Source organism: Photobacterium rosenbergii, from assembly GCF_033022775.1.
Classification (GTDB): Bacteria; Pseudomonadota; Gammaproteobacteria; order Enterobacterales; family Vibrionaceae; genus Photobacterium; species Photobacterium rosenbergii_A.
Map to the genome: position 1 here is coordinate 99,674 of NZ_JAWJZI010000013.1, position 15,916 is coordinate 115,589.

Annotated in this window: 11 protein-coding genes, 1 pseudogene and 1 other annotated feature; of the genes and pseudogenes, 6 read left to right on the forward strand and 6 right to left on the reverse strand. The window is 50.4% G+C overall.

Going from position 1 to position 15,916, the window contains the following annotated elements; translation table 11 throughout:
• Positions 1-300: 300 nt before the first annotated feature.
• The 3 genes from R2X38_RS21305 to R2X38_RS21315 all read right to left on the reverse strand — a co-directional run bounded on the left by R2X38_RS21305 (position 301) and on the right by R2X38_RS21315 (position 4,598).
• Positions 301-1,785 carry a carbon starvation protein A gene (locus tag R2X38_RS21305; protein ID WP_317524358.1) on the reverse strand — a complete coding sequence of 495 codons (1,485 nt, stop codon included), beginning with the start codon at positions 1,783-1,785 and terminating at the stop codon, positions 301-303.
• A gap of 402 nt (positions 1,786-2,187) precedes the next feature.
• Positions 2,188-2,901, reverse strand: coding sequence for a two-component system response regulator BtsR (btsR, locus tag R2X38_RS21310; RefSeq protein WP_317524359.1), 714 nt, complete (start codon positions 2,899-2,901; stop codon positions 2,188-2,190).
• Positions 2,898-4,598 carry a sensor histidine kinase gene (locus R2X38_RS21315; protein WP_317524360.1) on the reverse strand — a complete coding sequence of 567 codons (1,701 nt, stop codon included), beginning with the start codon at positions 4,596-4,598 and terminating at the stop codon, positions 2,898-2,900. The genes btsR and R2X38_RS21315 overlap by 4 nt, the downstream gene beginning before the upstream one ends.
• Before the next feature lie 215 nt (positions 4,599-4,813).
• On the opposite strand from R2X38_RS21315, the gene R2X38_RS21320 reads away from it, so the two are divergent.
• Complete coding sequence (locus R2X38_RS21320; protein WP_317524361.1) at positions 4,814-5,887, forward strand: 3-deoxy-7-phosphoheptulonate synthase; 1,074 nt, start codon at positions 4,814-4,816, stop codon at positions 5,885-5,887.
• A 28-nt stretch (positions 5,888-5,915) separates the two neighbouring features.
• On the forward strand, positions 5,916-7,055 hold the full coding sequence (gene tyrA, locus R2X38_RS21325; RefSeq protein ID WP_317524362.1) for a bifunctional chorismate mutase/prephenate dehydrogenase: 1,140 nt from the start codon (positions 5,916-5,918) through the stop codon (positions 7,053-7,055).
• Between the two features lie 244 nt (positions 7,056-7,299).
• Here the strand turns inward: tyrA and pheA are convergent, their stop codons facing one another.
• The 3 genes from pheA to bamD form a co-directional block, all read right to left on the reverse strand.
• The gene (pheA, locus tag R2X38_RS21330) at positions 7,300-8,481 is read right to left on the reverse strand and encodes a prephenate dehydratase (RefSeq protein WP_187463891.1); all 1,182 of its coding nucleotides are present in this window, start codon (positions 8,479-8,481) and stop codon (positions 7,300-7,302) included.
• Between the two features lie 22 nt (positions 8,482-8,503).
• Positions 8,504-8,626, reverse strand: a sequence feature (Phe leader region).
• Between the two features lie 125 nt (positions 8,627-8,751).
• Positions 8,752-9,099: a ribosome hibernation-promoting factor, HPF/YfiA family gene (gene hpf / locus R2X38_RS21335; RefSeq protein WP_107300783.1), complete on the reverse strand. Its 348-nt coding sequence runs from the start codon at positions 9,097-9,099 to the stop codon at positions 8,752-8,754.
• 364 nt (positions 9,100-9,463) lie between these two features.
• The gene (bamD, locus tag R2X38_RS21340) at positions 9,464-10,189 is read right to left on the reverse strand and encodes an outer membrane protein assembly factor BamD (RefSeq protein ID WP_317524364.1); all 726 of its coding nucleotides are present in this window, start codon (positions 10,187-10,189) and stop codon (positions 9,464-9,466) included.
• A gap of 140 nt (positions 10,190-10,329) precedes the next feature.
• Here bamD and rluD point away from each other — a divergent pair, with 140 nt between their 5' ends.
• The 4 genes and pseudogenes from rluD to R2X38_RS21360 all read left to right on the forward strand — a co-directional run bounded on the left by rluD (position 10,330) and on the right by R2X38_RS21360 (position 15,676).
• Complete coding sequence (rluD, locus tag R2X38_RS21345) at positions 10,330-11,304, forward strand: 23S rRNA pseudouridine(1911/1915/1917) synthase RluD (RefSeq protein WP_317524365.1); 975 nt, start codon at positions 10,330-10,332, stop codon at positions 11,302-11,304.
• A gap of 1 nt (position 11,305) precedes the next feature.
• Positions 11,306-12,031, forward strand: coding sequence for a peptidoglycan editing factor PgeF (gene pgeF, locus R2X38_RS21350; RefSeq protein ID WP_317524366.1), 726 nt, complete (start codon positions 11,306-11,308; stop codon positions 12,029-12,031).
• A 176-nt stretch (positions 12,032-12,207) separates the two neighbouring features.
• Positions 12,208-14,781: an ATP-dependent chaperone ClpB gene (clpB, locus tag R2X38_RS21355; RefSeq protein WP_317524367.1), complete on the forward strand. Its 2,574-nt coding sequence runs from the start codon at positions 12,208-12,210 to the stop codon at positions 14,779-14,781.
• A gap of 229 nt (positions 14,782-15,010) precedes the next feature.
• Positions 15,011-15,676 (forward strand): annotated as a pseudogene (locus R2X38_RS21360) (tellurite resistance TerB family protein).
• Positions 15,677-15,916: the final 240 nt, after the last annotated feature.

Here is a 15,916-nt window from a genome sequence, read left to right on the forward strand (position 1 = left end):
AGTAAGGCTATGGGAAATCCGGCCAGAGGTTAGTGAAAGAGCAGTAGAGCATGGTTATACAGCCAGAGGCTAGCGGAATAGCAATATACCAAGGCAAGAGGAATAATGACCGGAGGCTAGTGAAAAAGAAAAGAACTAAAGCAAGATCTTGACAGGATCAGGCTTTTGCAAACAATCTGCATCGCCCATCGCCCATCGCCCATCGCCCATCGCCCATCGCCCATCGCCCATCGCCCATCGCCAGATATAAAAAAACCAGCCTTGCGGCTGGTTTTTGCGTTTTCAGGGGGAGGTGAAAACTTACGCGGTCTCAGTGCTGCCTTCGATACTCTCTTCGTCAGCAAGATCCGTTTCGCCTTTGCCTTTCGAGCGCTTGATAACATAGCCGGCGATAGATAGTGAGCCTACGATACCTGCGATAGTCGATACCGTCATCGGTAGGCCGAAACCTAGCTGGCCGTTGTTCAGGATGAAGGTAATACATACCGTAGTCATGAAGATAGCTGGCACCGTCGTTACCCAGTGCAGCTTGTTGTGGCGTAGCAGGTAAGCCGAAGCGGTCCATAGCATCATTACTGCGGTGCTTTGGTTAGCAAAGCCGAAGTAGCGCCAGATGATACCGAAGTCAACTTGGGTCAAGATACCGCCGATAACGAACAGTGGGATAGCCATCAACAGGCGGTTGCGCAGTGACTTCTGCTCCATGTTGAAGTACTCAGCCAGGATCAGGCGGCTTGAGCGGAATGCAGTGTCACCAGATGTAATCGGTAGGATAACCACGCCTAGGAAAGCGATGATACCGCCGAATACGCCCAGTAGGCCGATAGAAGAGCTGTAAACCACGTTACCCGGACCACCGTTAGATACGGCTTCCTGTAGTGCTTCAACTGAGCCGAAGAAAGACAGGGCTAGGGCACACCAGATAAGGGCGATAACACCTTCACCAATCATTGCTCCGTAGAATACGAAACGGCCGTTCTTCTCATTTTCCATACAACGTGCCATCAGCGGAGACTGGGTTGCGTGGAAGCCAGAGATAGCACCACAAGCGATAGTGATGAATAGAGCAGGCCATAGTGGCAGGTCATTCGGGTTCATGTTAGTGAACATCTGGCTCATCTCGTAATCGCCAAGCAATGTGTGCTCGCTAGAGAAGGCGATAGCTGTGATAAGGCCAACAGACATGAAGATCAGCAGCGCGCCGAACAGCGGGTAGAAGCGGCCGATAATTTTATCAACAGGCACGATAGTGGCGATGATGTAGTAAGCGAAGATGATAACCACCATGGTTGTCATCGACATGCCCATGCCGGTTTGCTCGTTAACCAGGTTTGTGATCATACCTGCTGGAGCCGAAACGAATACCACACCAACAAGCAGCAGAAGAACAATGGCAAAGATATTCATAAAGTGTTTGGCGCCATTGCCCAGGTAGCGGCCGGTAATGGTTGGTACAGAAGCACCACCGTTACGAACTGATAGCATGCCTGAGAAGTAGTCGTGTACCGCACCGGCGAAGATACAGCCCAGTACAATCCACAGCATCGCCGCTGGGCCGTAAAGCGCACCCATTATTGGGCCGAAAATCGGGCCAACACCGGCAATGTTAAGTAGCTGAACAAGGTAAACTTTTTTGTTCGACATCGGAACGTAGTCAACGCCGTCCTGCTTGGTAAAAGCAGGAGTTTGGCGTTTTTCGTTGATACCGAAAACTTTTTCAATGAATGCACCGTAGATGAAGTAGCCACCTACCAGCGCTGCGACACACATCAGAAACCAGGCCATATCTTGTCTCTCTAATCCTATTGGAGTGGGGTTGGTGTAGCTTTGCGTTCCGTGCCTCAACACCCTCGGCAACTGCGCAAAACTTATTTTGATAGCTGCCATCCTAAACGTTTGGCTGCAATTTTCATCCGTAAAAGGGGTGAGTGGTTGTATGGCAGGGTGAGTGGTCGATAATGCCATTAAGCGGTTTTATCGAGTTAGGTGAGCGGTTTTACCGAGGGATAAGCGGTTTAAGAGGGAATTTTAATTCCGTGATCGCTGTCAGGGTATTGTGACCTGAACCTTGCCAGCAGGGAGGTTTTGGACGGGTAACTGGGATGTGTTTGGGCTTTACTGATAACGGGATAGCTAAGGACAGAGGAGGCCTTCCTCTGTCGTTTCCTTGGGGAGAGAAAAGTGGGCTCAACTTAACCCGAAGCGGTCTTTGAGCTCCTTGAGATACCGGCGGCTGACGGGGACTTGGTGATTACTGAGTGTGGTAATTTCAGCCAGGCCGTTTTCCAGCAGCCTGATTTCCCTGATTGCGGTTGGGTGGATCAGGTACTGGCGGTGGCAACGGATCAGCGGGGTCTTTTCCTCTAGCGTTTTTAATGTCAGCTGGGTGGTTGCCTTGGTATCACTGCTGACGACGTGGACGCCGCTCAAGTCGGAAAAAGCGGTTTCGATTTCATCGGGGCGAAGCAATAAAATCCGGTTGTGGCCGCTGCAGGGAATCAGCTCCAGCATGTCAGTCGTTAGCGGCGAATAATCGGCAGGCTGGCATTCCCGCACCAAGCGTTTGATGGTCTTGGTCAGGCGGCAGGTTTCCACCGGCTTGAGCAGATAGTCAAAGGCATTGTCTTCGAATGCTTTGAGAGCATATTCGTCGTAGGCAGTCACGAAAACCACTTTGGGCATGGTATCGGGGTCGAGCATGCTCAGCATCTCGATACCGGTAATTTGCGGCATCTGGATATCGAGGAAGATAACATCGGGCTTGAGAGCATTGATTTTCTTCAGTGCTTCAATGGCATTACTACACTCGCCGATCACCTCGACTGAACCATTTTCTTCCAGCAGGTCGATCAGCTCTTCCCTGGCATATTTTTCATCATCAATGACAAGGGCCTTAATCATGCCGCATGTTCTCCGTTACGGTGTGTGAGGGTATCAACGGGCAGTTTTATGGTTGCCCGGGTCCATTCGTGTGCTTGGTAGGTCATGGTTAGGCCGTATTGTTTACCAAACATGTTCTTCAGGCGTTTGTCGACGATTTTCATGCCAAGGCCGCTTTCTTCCCCGACAGGGGCATAGTTGCCTGCATTGTCCTCAACTTCGAGGATGACGTGATCCTGCTCGACAAAACCATTTATGGAAATTTTACCATTTTCCAGCAGTGATGAGGTGCCGTGTTTTATCGCATTTTCAACCAGCGGCTGAAGGGTAAAAGTGGGTACCTTCATGGTCATCAACTCGTTAGCCACATTCACTTCAACACTGAGCCGATCGGAGAAGCGGGCCAGCTCAATTTCTAAGTAGGCATGAATGTGCTGCAATTCTTCCTGCAGGGTTACCGTCTCGATATTTTGCTTGAGGTTACGACGGAAGAATTGCGACAGATGTTGGATCAACTGGCGAGCCTTGTCCGGATCGCGCCTGACCACCGAGTTGATGGTATTGAGCGCATTGAACAGGAAGTGCGGGTTTACCTGAGCTTGTAACAGACGCAGCTCTGCTTGGGTCAGCAGATTCTGTTGCTGGATATAACGGCCCGTCAGGATCTGGTTGGACAGCAGTTTGGCGATACCTTCTCCCAGAGTGAGATTGACGGTGGAAAACAGCTTACGTTTGGGCTCGTAGAGTTTGATCGTACCCAATACCTCCTGGTTACCGCCAACCAGTGGGATCACCAAGGCGGAGCCGAGTTTGCATTTCTGATGGAGGGAGCATTGGTAGGGGATATCATAGCCATCGGCGTAGACCAACTCGCAGCCATCAATGGCGCGGCGGGTGTAGCCGGAGGATATCGGTGTACCCGGTAAATGGTGATCATCTCCGATACCGATGAAGGCGAGGATTTTCTCTCGGTCGGTAATGGCAACGGCACCGACACCGGTTTCTTCATAGATGATCTTGGCGATTTTTTTTGTGCTCTGCTCATTGAAGCCCTGGCTGAAGATCCCAACCGAACGCTGGGCAATTTTCAGTGCACGGCTGGAAAACGCCGCAGAGTATTTCTCGTAAATGGTTTTTCGGTCTTGGATGATACTCATGAAAAACGCCGCGCCCACAGAGTTGGCTATGACCATTGGTAGGGCGATGGCACTGACGAGCCCCAATGCTTTTTCAAATGGCTGAGCAACCGCAAGGATGATCAGCATCTGGACGATTTCGGCCACCAAAGTGATCACAAACACCACTTGCGGGCGGAAAATCTGGTCGGCTTGGCCCCGGCGGACATAGTAACTGTGCATGATCCCGCCAATCAGCCCTTCGGCGGTAGTGGAGATGGCGCAGGCCAGATCGGTAAAGCCGCCAAGGGTATAGCGGTGAAGACCGCCTGTTAGCCCAACAGCAAAGCCAACAACCGGTCCGCCGAGCAATCCACCCATGACTGCACCGATTGCTCGGGTATTGGCAATGGCATCTTCTATGTGTAATCCGAAGTAAGTGCCTAAAATACAAAAGAGGGAAAACAGGATGTAGCAGGTAAAGCGCTGTGACAGCCGGCCTGAGATAGAGGTCAGGGGCATAAACAGCGGGGTTTTGCTAAGCAGGTAGGCCAGTACCAGGTACACGCTGAGCTGCTGTAAGAGAGAAAAAATCAGTTCCATTGCCATAGGGAGTGCGAGTGGGCATTGCCATTATGGTAACTGGCTTTGATGGATACCGCCAAAAAAGCTATGGGTGTAAATATTAATTTACGGTGGATTTTTTTCTTTACATTGTGTTGCAATTGTCACCCCAAGCCTGCTATTGTCAGCCTTACAGCAGGGTGTTCCTGTTTTTTCTTTTAGTTTTGTATTAATTAGTTTACAGGGAAGCCCGCATGCAAAAAGACCAGTTGAACAACGTCCATATCGAAAACGAGTCGGTACTGATCACCCCACAGGAGCTGCGCAGCAAGCTGCCAGTCAGTGAAAATGCCCTCAACTTCATTCGCGAATCTCGCCAGACCATTGCCGATATCATCCACAAACGCGATCACCGTTTGCTGGTGGTATGTGGCCCATGCTCTATCCATGATGTTGAAGCCGCCAAAGAATATGCAGTGAAGCTAAAAGCACTATCGGAAGAGCTGAGTGATCAGCTGTACATTGTGATGCGGGTTTACTTTGAAAAGCCGCGTACCACGGTTGGCTGGAAGGGGCTTATCAATGACCCGCACCTTGATGGTTCGTTCGAGGTGGAAGAAGGCCTGCATATCGGTCGCCAGTTACTGATTGATCTGGTTGAGATGGGGATCCCGCTAGCCACTGAGGCTCTTGACCCAATCAGCCCTCAGTACCTTGGCGATCTGTTCAGCTGGGCAGCGATCGGTGCCCGTACCACGGAATCCCAGACTCACCGCGAAATGGCCAGCGGCTTGTCGATGCCGGTTGGTTTCAAGAACGGTACTGACGGTAGCTTGAGCACTGCGATCAATGCCATGCAGGCAGCGGCATCGGGCCACCGCTTTATGGGGATCAACCGCGACGGTCAGGTTGCGCTGCTAAATACCCAAGGTAACCCGGATGGTCACGTTATCCTGCGTGGTGGTAAACAAACTAACTACGATTCAGTCTCTGTGACCGAGTGTGAAAACGAGATGAATGCGGCAGGTCTTTCTCCTTCGCTGATGGTAGACTGTAGCCATGCTAACTCCCGTAAGGATTATCGTCGTCAGCCGCTGGTTGCCGAAGATGTGATCCACCAAATCCGTGAGGGCAACAAGTCCATTATCGGTTTGATGCTGGAGAGCCACATTAATGAAGGAAACCAAAGTGCGGATCTTCCGCGGGGAGAAATGGCTTACGGTGTGTCTATCACCGATGCGTGTATCAACTGGGAATCAACAGATACCCTGCTTCGTCATGCGCATCAGGAACTAACGCCATTCCTTCAACAGCGTGTTGAAGACTAATTTCGCCACCTAAAGCAGAGAGCCATAGATGGTTGCTGAACTGAGCAAACTAAGAGATCAAATTGATGATGTCGACCGCCAGATGGTTGAGCTACTTGCTCGCCGTCTGTCATTGGTCGAAGAGGTCGGCCATGTGAAAAGCCAGCATGGCTTGCCGATTTATGCCCCAGACCGTGAAGCAGCCATGTTGGCTTCACGCCGACAGGAAGCAGAAAGCAAAGGGGTGCCGCCGGATCTTATCGAAGATATCCTGCGCCGAACCATGCGTGAGTCTTACGCCAGCGAAAATGATTCTGGCTTTAAATGCCTCAAGCCTGAGCTACGCCCGATTGTGGTTGTTGGTGGTCATGGTCAATTGGGTGGCTTGTTCTGCCGTCTGTTCGAATTGTCGGGTTACCAGGTACGCAAACTGGGTAGCCAGGACTGGGATAGGGCGGACGAGCTGCTGGTTGATGCCGGTATGGTGGTGGTGTCGGTGCCGATCAATATCACCGAAACCATTATTTCCAAGCTGGGCAACCTGCCGGAAGACTGTATCCTTGCCGATCTAACGTCGGTGAAGAGCGGTCCGCTGCAAGCCATGTTGGAAGTGCACCGTGGGCCGGTTGTCGGCTTGCACCCGATGTTTGGTCCTGACATTGCCAGTTTGGCCAAGCAGGTTGTTGCGTACTGCGATGGCCGCAACCCGGAAAGCTACCAGTGGCTGCTGGAGCAGATCCAGATTTGGGGGGCGACCCTGAACCGGATCAGTGCGATTGAGCACGATGAAGGCATGACCTTGATCCAGGCGCTGCGCCACTTTACGTCTTTTGCGTATGGGGTTCACTTAGCAGAGGAAGATCCTAAGCTAGAGCAGTTGATGTCACTCAGCTCGCCAATCTACCGCTTGGAGCTGGCGATGGTTGGCCGCCTGTTTGCGCAGGATGCCCAGCTGTATGCTGATATCATTATGTCGTCACCGCAGAACATCGCGATGATCAAGCGTTTCCACCAACGCTTTGGCGAAGCGATTGCGATGCTGGATAACCAAGACAAAGAGACATTCAAGCAGGCCTTTGGCCGGGTTGAAAATTGGTTTGGGGATTACGCCCAGCATTTTTTAACCGAGAGCCAGGGATTACTTAGACAGGCGAACGACTCGACTCACCGTACCTCGTCAGGTCGCTAAGCACAGCGGCTGCGACATAAACAACAAAGCCCACGTACTTCGCAGTGCGTGGGCTTTTTGTTTTTAGCTGGTTTTGCATCTAGATAGACGTCATTTTGATACTGGGTGTAGTCTTTAGCGGGAGCACTGGCACATCACTGAACAGGAATGCCAAAATCGCAGTAAATACATCCATGTAGCTCCAACCCAATGTCCCTATTGGGTAGGTTTTGACATCCTATTCAGTAATATGCCACCTACAGCCTTAAATCAAATCACCCGTTTCAGGATCAACTGGCTTGACGTTCTCGCTCGGGTAGCAGCCAAGCACTTTGATAAAGCGGGTGAGGCGGGTCAGCTCTTCCAATGCTTCCTGCATCACTTCTGATTTCAGGTTTTCCTCGACATCGACGTAGAACATCTCTTCCCACGGGTTACCGATCACCGGGCGTGATTCCAGCTTGGTCATATTGATGTTGAGGTTACGCAGAACCAACAGACACTCTACCAATGAACCGGCTTTCTGCGCGGTCGACATGGTCAGGGTGGTCTTGGCAGGGATCAGCGAGGTGACTTCCACCGGTTTACGGGCAACCACAATGAAGCGGGTGTAGTTTTCCTGCTGGTTGGCAATATTGGTCTTGATTGGAGTCAGCCCATACAGCTCGCCACTTGAGGCATTACCGATAGCGGCCACGTTCGGTAGCTTGAGTTCAGCCACTTGCTTCATTGCTTCTGCAGTGCTTGAGCAGTACTCCTGGGTGATATTACCCATTGAGTGCAGGTACTCGCTACACTGCTGGTGCGGTTGTGGGTGGGAGTAAAGGGTATCAATATCTTCTAGCTTGGTATCAACCGCTGCCAGCAGGCAGTGTTCGATAGGCTGGTTGATCTCACCGACAATCGACAGGCTCGTGTGCTGCAGCAAGTCATAGACTTCGTTGATTGAGCCCGAGCTGGTATTTTCGATTGGCAGCACACCATAGTCGGCGTTGCCAATTTCTACCGTATGCAGCACATCGCGGAAGGTCGAGCAGCTGATCTCCACCAATTTGGTTTGCTTCTTGCTGAAATAGCTGCGGCTGGCCAGGTTGGAGTAAGACCCTTTGGCGCCGAGGAAAGAGACGCGCGCGACAGGTTGCAGGCTCTCTGGGTTGGCGATCTTTTGCAGGAAAGCTTGCTGGAACAAGACGGAGTCTTCGATAATGGTATGGAAGATCTGGGTAACGTACTGGGCGTCAAGCTGCAATGACTGGCCTGTTTCGATTAGGCGCAGCAGCAATTCTTGCTCGCGGGTCTGATCGCGCACGGGCTTGGCGGTTTGGATTTTGCTCTTGGCGACTTCAAGGCTGAGCTGGCGGCGCTCGGCAAGCAGCTTAAGAATTTCGTTATCGATACGGCTGACGTTAGTTCGGATCTCGTCTAGCGAATACTGCGGTTCTGTCATTGTCGCTCCCTGTCTTATTCATACAAAAAAGCCCCCTTGGTTAAGGAGGCTGTCTGTTCGTCTTTAGCTTGTTTCTCGCGTAACGAATAGCCCCCACTAAGGTGACATAAAAAAGAAGCTAAAGAAAAACAGTTGGGTCATTTGCATAAATACTGAATGTTATGAATTTGGATTAGGTATGGCTCAACATTATTAAGCCTAGGAAGGGTTGTCAAGCAGAAACTAAACAGCCCTGCAGGGCAGGGCTGTTTATAAAATCCTCTTGAATAATTATGCTTCTTCTTCGGCTTCTGTTTCTTCGATCTGCGGCTTATTGCTGTGGCTTGCACGGCGTGCCGTTGGTTTGTGAGCTTGTTTGTTCAGTTGGCGTTCCAGCTTCTGGTATACCTCGGTAATCGCACCGTACATATCGTCATGCTCTGCTGAGGCGACTAGTTGACCTCCCGGAATAGCAGCAGATGCTTCAATTTTAAATTGGCGGTTTGGCTCAGTGCTGATCACAGCATGTTTGCTGATGAGTGGAACTTGATACTTTTCTAACTTCTTGAATTTAAACTCAATACGCTCACGGATAGCAGGGGTGATATCTAGGTTTTTGCCGGTAATGTCTACTGTCATAATTATCTTTCCTCTTTTGCTACCCTTCGTTGGGTTGACTTCAGATTACTAAATTCAGGAATCAATAATGTGATGTAGATCACGATTGTGTTGTTAAGATATTGTCCAGAAAAATTCTGTGATCAGGCTTTGCTTGTTGCAAAAAAGTTTGAAGAAAGTGCTTGTAGAACAGCAGAAACTTGGGGCAGTATGAGGAAAGAACGAACGCTGATGGCTGGTGCTGCTCAGGGACCTTTTTCGATTTATAACAATTACTTGAGTTAATTTTGACCAGTCTTTTTTCAAGCGAGCCGTGACAATATTCAGACATACAAAAAAACAGCAGCCAATAGGCTGCTGTTTTTTATGTTCGCTCAATTGCCCATTAAACTGGGTTGAGTGCGATAAGCTTGCGGGTGTTTTCCAGAGGCTCGCTCAAGCCGAGTTTTTCGTAGGCGCTTTCCATAATCAGTAGAGATTTTCGGGCAGCCTCAGTATTTGGGTACTCGCGCTGAATAAGCTGGGAGCGATTGACGGCAGCCACCCAGGCTTCACGGCGAAGGTAGAAGTCGGCAGCGGCTAGCTCGTATTCAGCCAGGCGATTTTTCAAAAAGACCATACGTGCTTGGGCATCAGCAGCATAACGGCTGTTCGGATAGCGCTCTAACAAGCGTTTGAAGTCACGGAATGCTTTGCGGGCAGGCTCTGGATCACGGTCGTGGCGATCAACATTGAACAAGTCATGCATAAAGCTTCGGTCTTGCGCCATGCTAGTCAGACCGCGCATATACAACACCCAGTCAGCTTTCTCATGGGCAGGGTTCAAGCGGTTGAAACGATCAATCGTTGCTTCACCCAAAGCAAGATCATCGTTTTTGTAGTAGGCATAGATAAGATCAAGCTGAACCTGTTCAGAATACGCACCGAACGGGTAACGGGAATCCAATGTTTCCAGTCGTTCGATGGCGGTTGTCCAGCTACCACTTTGCAGGGCTTGCTGGGCTGTGGCATAAAGTTCAGATGGCGGTACGTCCGGTACCACTTCTTCCGTGCTTGAACAGCCTGAAAGTATGGCGACGGCAAGAAGAGACGATAGAGTCAGGCGTTTCATTGCGGCGACTGTTTCCTTGATAAATAATTTTATTTCGGCGGATCCATTACGGTCTGAGCCGTTAACAGATACAATGACACTATTATGTTATTTTACGCAGCGTTTGACGTTTAGTCCCACGCTTTTTAAAAAAGTTCGCTATGGCACAGCAGATAGAGTTAACAAATACAGTAAATGATAGTCAACTTGGCTTGCGCCTTGATCAGGTTATCGCTGAATTATACCCCGATTACTCCCGCTCACGGATCAAAGAGTGGATCCTAAATGGCATGGTTTCTGTCGATGGGGAAGTCACGACAAAGCCACGTTTGAAAATGATGGGCGGTGAAGAGCTGTTTATCAAAGCGGAGATCGAGGACGAAGTCCGCTGGGAAGCTCAGGATATCCCGTTGGATATTGTATACGAAGACGAGCATATTATCGTCATCAACAAGCCACGTGACTTTGTCGTACACCCTGGTGCGGGGACACCGGATGGCACTGTGCTCAATGCGCTGCTGCATCATTGCCCTGATTTGGCTGAAGTGCCGCGCGCCGGTATTGTCCACCGTTTGGATAAAGACACCACGGGTCTTATGGTGGTAGCAAAAACGATCCAGGCGCAAACTCGTCTTGTTCGTGCGCTGCAAAAGCGCCGTATCACCCGAGAGTACGAAGCGATTGCCATGGGTAAGATGACCGGCGGTGGGACAGTAGACAAGCCTATCGGCCGTCATCCGACCAAGCGCGTTTGTATGGCCGTCAGTGAGTTTGGCAAGCCGGCTATCACCCGCTTCCGTGTGGCCGAGCACTTCCGTGCGCATACCCGTATCATTTTACGTCTTGAAACGGGCCGTACTCACCAGATCCGTGTTCACATGTCTTACCTGAGCCACCCACTGATTGGTGATGCGATATACGGTGGTCGCCCTCGTCCGCCGAAAAATGCATCTGATGAGTTGGTACAAGCTCTGCGAGCTTTCGACCGACAGGCCCTGCATGCGCGTATGCTTCGCCTTGAACATCCAATCACCGGTGAGCTGATGGAATGGCGTGCACCGCTACCAATTGATATGGTCGCGATGATCAGCATCCTGCGCAAGGACAAAGAAGCGCACCAAGAGGAAGAATACTGATATGTGGATCGTCCCTGACTGGCCAGCTCCAGCCAATGTCAAAGCCATTGCGACAACACGCGAAGGCGGTAATAGCGCTGGGCCATACCAAGGTTTGAATCTTGGTAACCATGTTGGGGATGACCCCGAGGTTGTGTTGCAAAACCGCCAGTGTTTACAGCAACAACTTGGTTTGGATACCGCCCCCGTTTGGCTGAATCAGACCCACAGTATTGATGTGGTTGATCTTGAGCAGCCAAGCGTAGAGGCAGTAGATGCTGATGGCAGCTACACGGCGCAAAAGCATCTCCCTTGTGTGGTGATGACGGCTGATTGCCTACCGGTGATTTTGTGTGATCGCCAAGGCACACAAGTTGCGGCAGTCCATGCCGGCTGGCGTGGCTTGGTCGATGGTATTATCGAACAGGCTGTCGCAAAGTTTTCAGTACCGGGCTCGGAGATCATGGCTTGGCTTGGGCCTGCTATTGGCCCACTGGCCTTCGAGGTGGGGGGCGAGGTGCGGGAACAGTTTCTTGCTCATGATCCTGCCGCTACGGACGCCTTCAAACCCCATGGTGAAAAATGGTTGGCCGATCTTTACCTGCTGGCACGCCAGCGCCTTGCCAGTGTCTCCGTGGGGGAGGTGTTTGGCGGGGAAGCTTGTACTTATGCGGATGCCGGGCAATTCTACTCCTACCGGCGCGATGGGGTAACAGGCCGCCAGGCAACCCTGATCTGGCTGGAATAGCTTTACTTGTTGGTTTCTTCAAGGCCCTGCATATGCAGGGCTTTTTTATTGTTTCTATATAACCGTATGAATTAGCACGTGAAACATACGTATCTAAAATTAAGGAAGGAAATTTCAGCTTGAAAAATGCACAGTAGGCCACCATATCTTATCGTGAGAGAAGATTAGGAGGACTTATGCGTCTTGACCGTTTTACTAGCAAATTCCAGATGGCAATCTCTGATGCTCAATCGCTAGCATTGGGACGGGACCATCAGTATATAGAGCCAGCCCACTTGATGGTGGCGCTGCTGAATCAGGATGGCAGTACCATCCGTCCACTTCTTACCCTATTGAATGTTGATATCGCCCAATTGCGCTCTGGCTTGTCTGAATTGTTGGAGCGGCTGCCTAAAGTGAGCGGTATCGGCGGTGATGTCCAGTTGTCACATGGCATGGGCATGTTGTTCAACATGTGTGACAAGCTGGCCCAGAAACGCAAAGACAAATATATCTCGTCTGAATTATTTATCTTGGCAGCCGTAGACGACAAAGGCCCGCTAGGCCAGCTGTTGAAGGAAAAAGGGCTGACTGCGGACAAGATAGAGCAGGCGATTGAAAAAGTCCGTGGTGGGCAGAATGTTGATGATCCCAATGCAGAAGAAAACCGCCAGGCATTGGAGAAATTTACCATTGACCTGACCGAACGGGCTGAGCAGGGCAAGCTTGATCCTGTGATCGGACGTGATGATGAAATTCGCCGTACCATCCAGGTATTGCAGCGTCGTACCAAGAATAACCCAGTCATTATTGGTGAACCGGGTGTCGGTAAAACGGCGATTGTCGAAGGCTTGGCACAGCGGATCGTAAATGGTGAGGTGCCTGAAGGTTTGCGTCACAAGCGTGTGCTCTCCCTTGATATGGGCGCGCTGATCGCCGGAGCCAAATACCGTGGTGAATTTGAAGAGCGCCTGAAGTCAGTGTTAAACGAGCTGTCGCAGGAAGAAGGCAGCATCATTCTGTTTATTGATGAGCTGCATACCATGGTCGGTGCCGGTAAAGGTGAAGGCTCCATGGATGCCGGCAACATGCTCAAACCGGCATTGGCCCGCGGTGAACTTCACTGTGTAGGCGCGACGACGCTGGATGAATACCGTCAGTATATTGAAAAAGATGCTGCGCTTGAGCGTCGTTTCCAAAAGGTGCTGGTGGATGAGCCGACGGTAGAAGATACCGTGGCTATTTTGCGAGGCCTGAAAGAGCGCTACGAGCTGCACCACCATGTCGAGATCACCGATCCTGCGATTGTGGCCGCTGCCGGCCTTTCGCATCGCTACATCTCAGATCGCCAGTTGCCGGATAAGGCCATCGATCTGATTGATGAAGCGGCATCAAGTATTCGAATGCAGATAGACTCAAAACCGGAATCTCTTGATCGTCTCGAGCGCCGGATCATCCAGCTCAAGATCGAACAGCAGGCGCTGGAAAAAGAGAGTGATGATGCCAGTCAGAAGCGCTTGAACGATCTGCGTGATGAATTGGATAAAAAAGAGCGCGAATATGCCGAGCTAGAAGAGGTGTGGAATGCTGAGAAAGCCGCTTTGTCTGGCACCCAGCATATCAAAACAGCACTAGAGCAAGCTCGTACGGATATGGAAATTGCCCGCCGTGCGGGAGATCTCAACCGAATGTCAGAGCTGCAGTACGGCAAAATTCCTGAGCTTGAAAAACAGCTCGACTTAGCTGCCCAAGCTGAGATGCAGGAAATGAGCTTACTCAAGAACAAGGTGACCGACGCTGAAATTGCGGAAGTGCTTTCCCGTCAAACCGGGATCCCGGTAGCCAAAATGCTCGAAGGGGAGCGCGATAAGCTACTGCGGATGGAAGAGGCGTTGCACAAGCGGGTTATCGGACAGGATGAAGCGGTTGATGCGGTCGCCAATGCCATTCGCCGCAGCCGGGCCGGGCTGTCGGATCCAAACCGTCCAATTGGCTCGTTCCTGTTCCTCGGCCCAACAGGGGTCGGTAAAACCGAGCTATGCAAAGCCCTAGCACACTTTATGTTTGACAGTGACGATGCCATGGTCCGGATTGATATGTCTGAGTTTATGGAGAAACACTCGGTTGCACGCTTGGTCGGTGCGCCTCCTGGCTACGTCGGTTACGAAGAGGGGGGCTACCTAACAGAAGCGGTTCGCCGCCGCCCATATTCGGTGATTTTACTTGATGAGGTTGAGAAGGCTCACCCTGATGTCTTCAATATCTTGCTGCAAGTGTTGGATGACGGGCGATTGACCGATGGCCAGGGCCGGACTGTCGACTTCCGCAATAGCGTAGTGATCATGACGTCAAACCTAGGCTCGGATCGTATCCAGGAGCACTTTGGCGAATTGGATTACGAAGGCATTAAACAAACGGTAATGGAAGTGGTGGGACAGCATTTCCGACCGGAGTTTATCAACCGAGTTGATGAAACTGTGGTCTTCCATCCACTGGACGCTGAGCATATCAAGAATATTGCCAGTATCCAGATCGCTCGTTTGGTTAAACGTCTAGAAGAGCGTGATTACCAGCTGAAGCTGGATGACAGCGTGTTGGATCTTATTGCCGAGGCTGGATTCGACCCTGTATTCGGTGCTCGTCCTCTGAAGCGTGCTATTCAGCAATATGTGGAAAACCCACTGGCTCAAGATATATTGTCAGGCAAGTTTGTTACAGGTAAACCAATTAACATCGTTGCTAACGAAGGCCATATCGAAGCCAAGCAATAGTCCGCAGGTATTTATGCCGCCAATGAAGCCCTCCCACTATAGGAGGGCTTTTTTACATTCATTTACCTTTGAATTCATTTTATATTCATCCCCGTTTAATTAGCCTACGTAATGTCATTACAAACAAGATGATTCAGGCAGTGAGACTCACTCCCTTTTCAATCTCTTTTTAGAGCCTAAATAAAAATGCCTGAGAACATAAGAAAGTGGAGGATGTATGAAATCAATGATGGATAAGCTGCTGGGCGAAGCGAGCAAGTACCTAGATACAAACAAGTACTCAGACAAAGGGAAGTCGGATTCCGGTACAAAAGCCAGTTCGTCGAGTGACCTGCTCAAAGGCGCATTAGGTGGTGGGGTCGTCGGGGCGCTGCTAGGTAATAAGAAAACCCGAAAATTGGCGAAAAAATACGGGACAAAAGCGGCTGCTGTTGGGGGAACGGCACTGGTCGGTACCTTAGCTTACCAAGCATATAAAAATTGGCAGTAAGATGATGGTTCGGCACCTAACTCAACCTCAGTCTCTGAGCCTATATTTCAACAACAATTAGATGATAAAGCGGGCTTATTGCTTCAGTCGATGGTCTTTGCCGCTAAATCCGACGGGCATATCGATGAGCAGGAACGTGCCGCTATTGCCAATTGGGCAGCTAAGCAGGGTTTGGGGGTTGATAGCGAAACTGCTATTTTGCAGTGGGTAGATGCGCCACTGGATCCGAATGCGCTTAGCCAGCAGGTGGACAATATGGCATTGGCATCGGAAGTCTATTTAGTTTCACTCCTGGCAATAGATGTGGATCATTTCCTGGAGCGTGCTTACCTTGATGAGCTGGCTAAAGCATTGCAGTTACCCGCTGAGTTAGTGATGCGAATAGAAGAACAAGCTGAAATCTAGTGCGTTATTTCTTCTGAAATCGCACTTTCTGGTCAATAAATAATCGCTTGGTTGTTTCTGACAAAATAATTGAATTTAAAGTATTGCCAAACCCAATCAAGTCTCTATAATGCGCCTCCGTTGTCACGGCAAAGCACTGAATCAGAGCAGTTGTGGCAAACATTGTTCTTTAACAATTTGACCATGCAATCTGTGTGGGCACTCGTGAAATGATAGTCAAAAAAGAATTATCAATGAAAC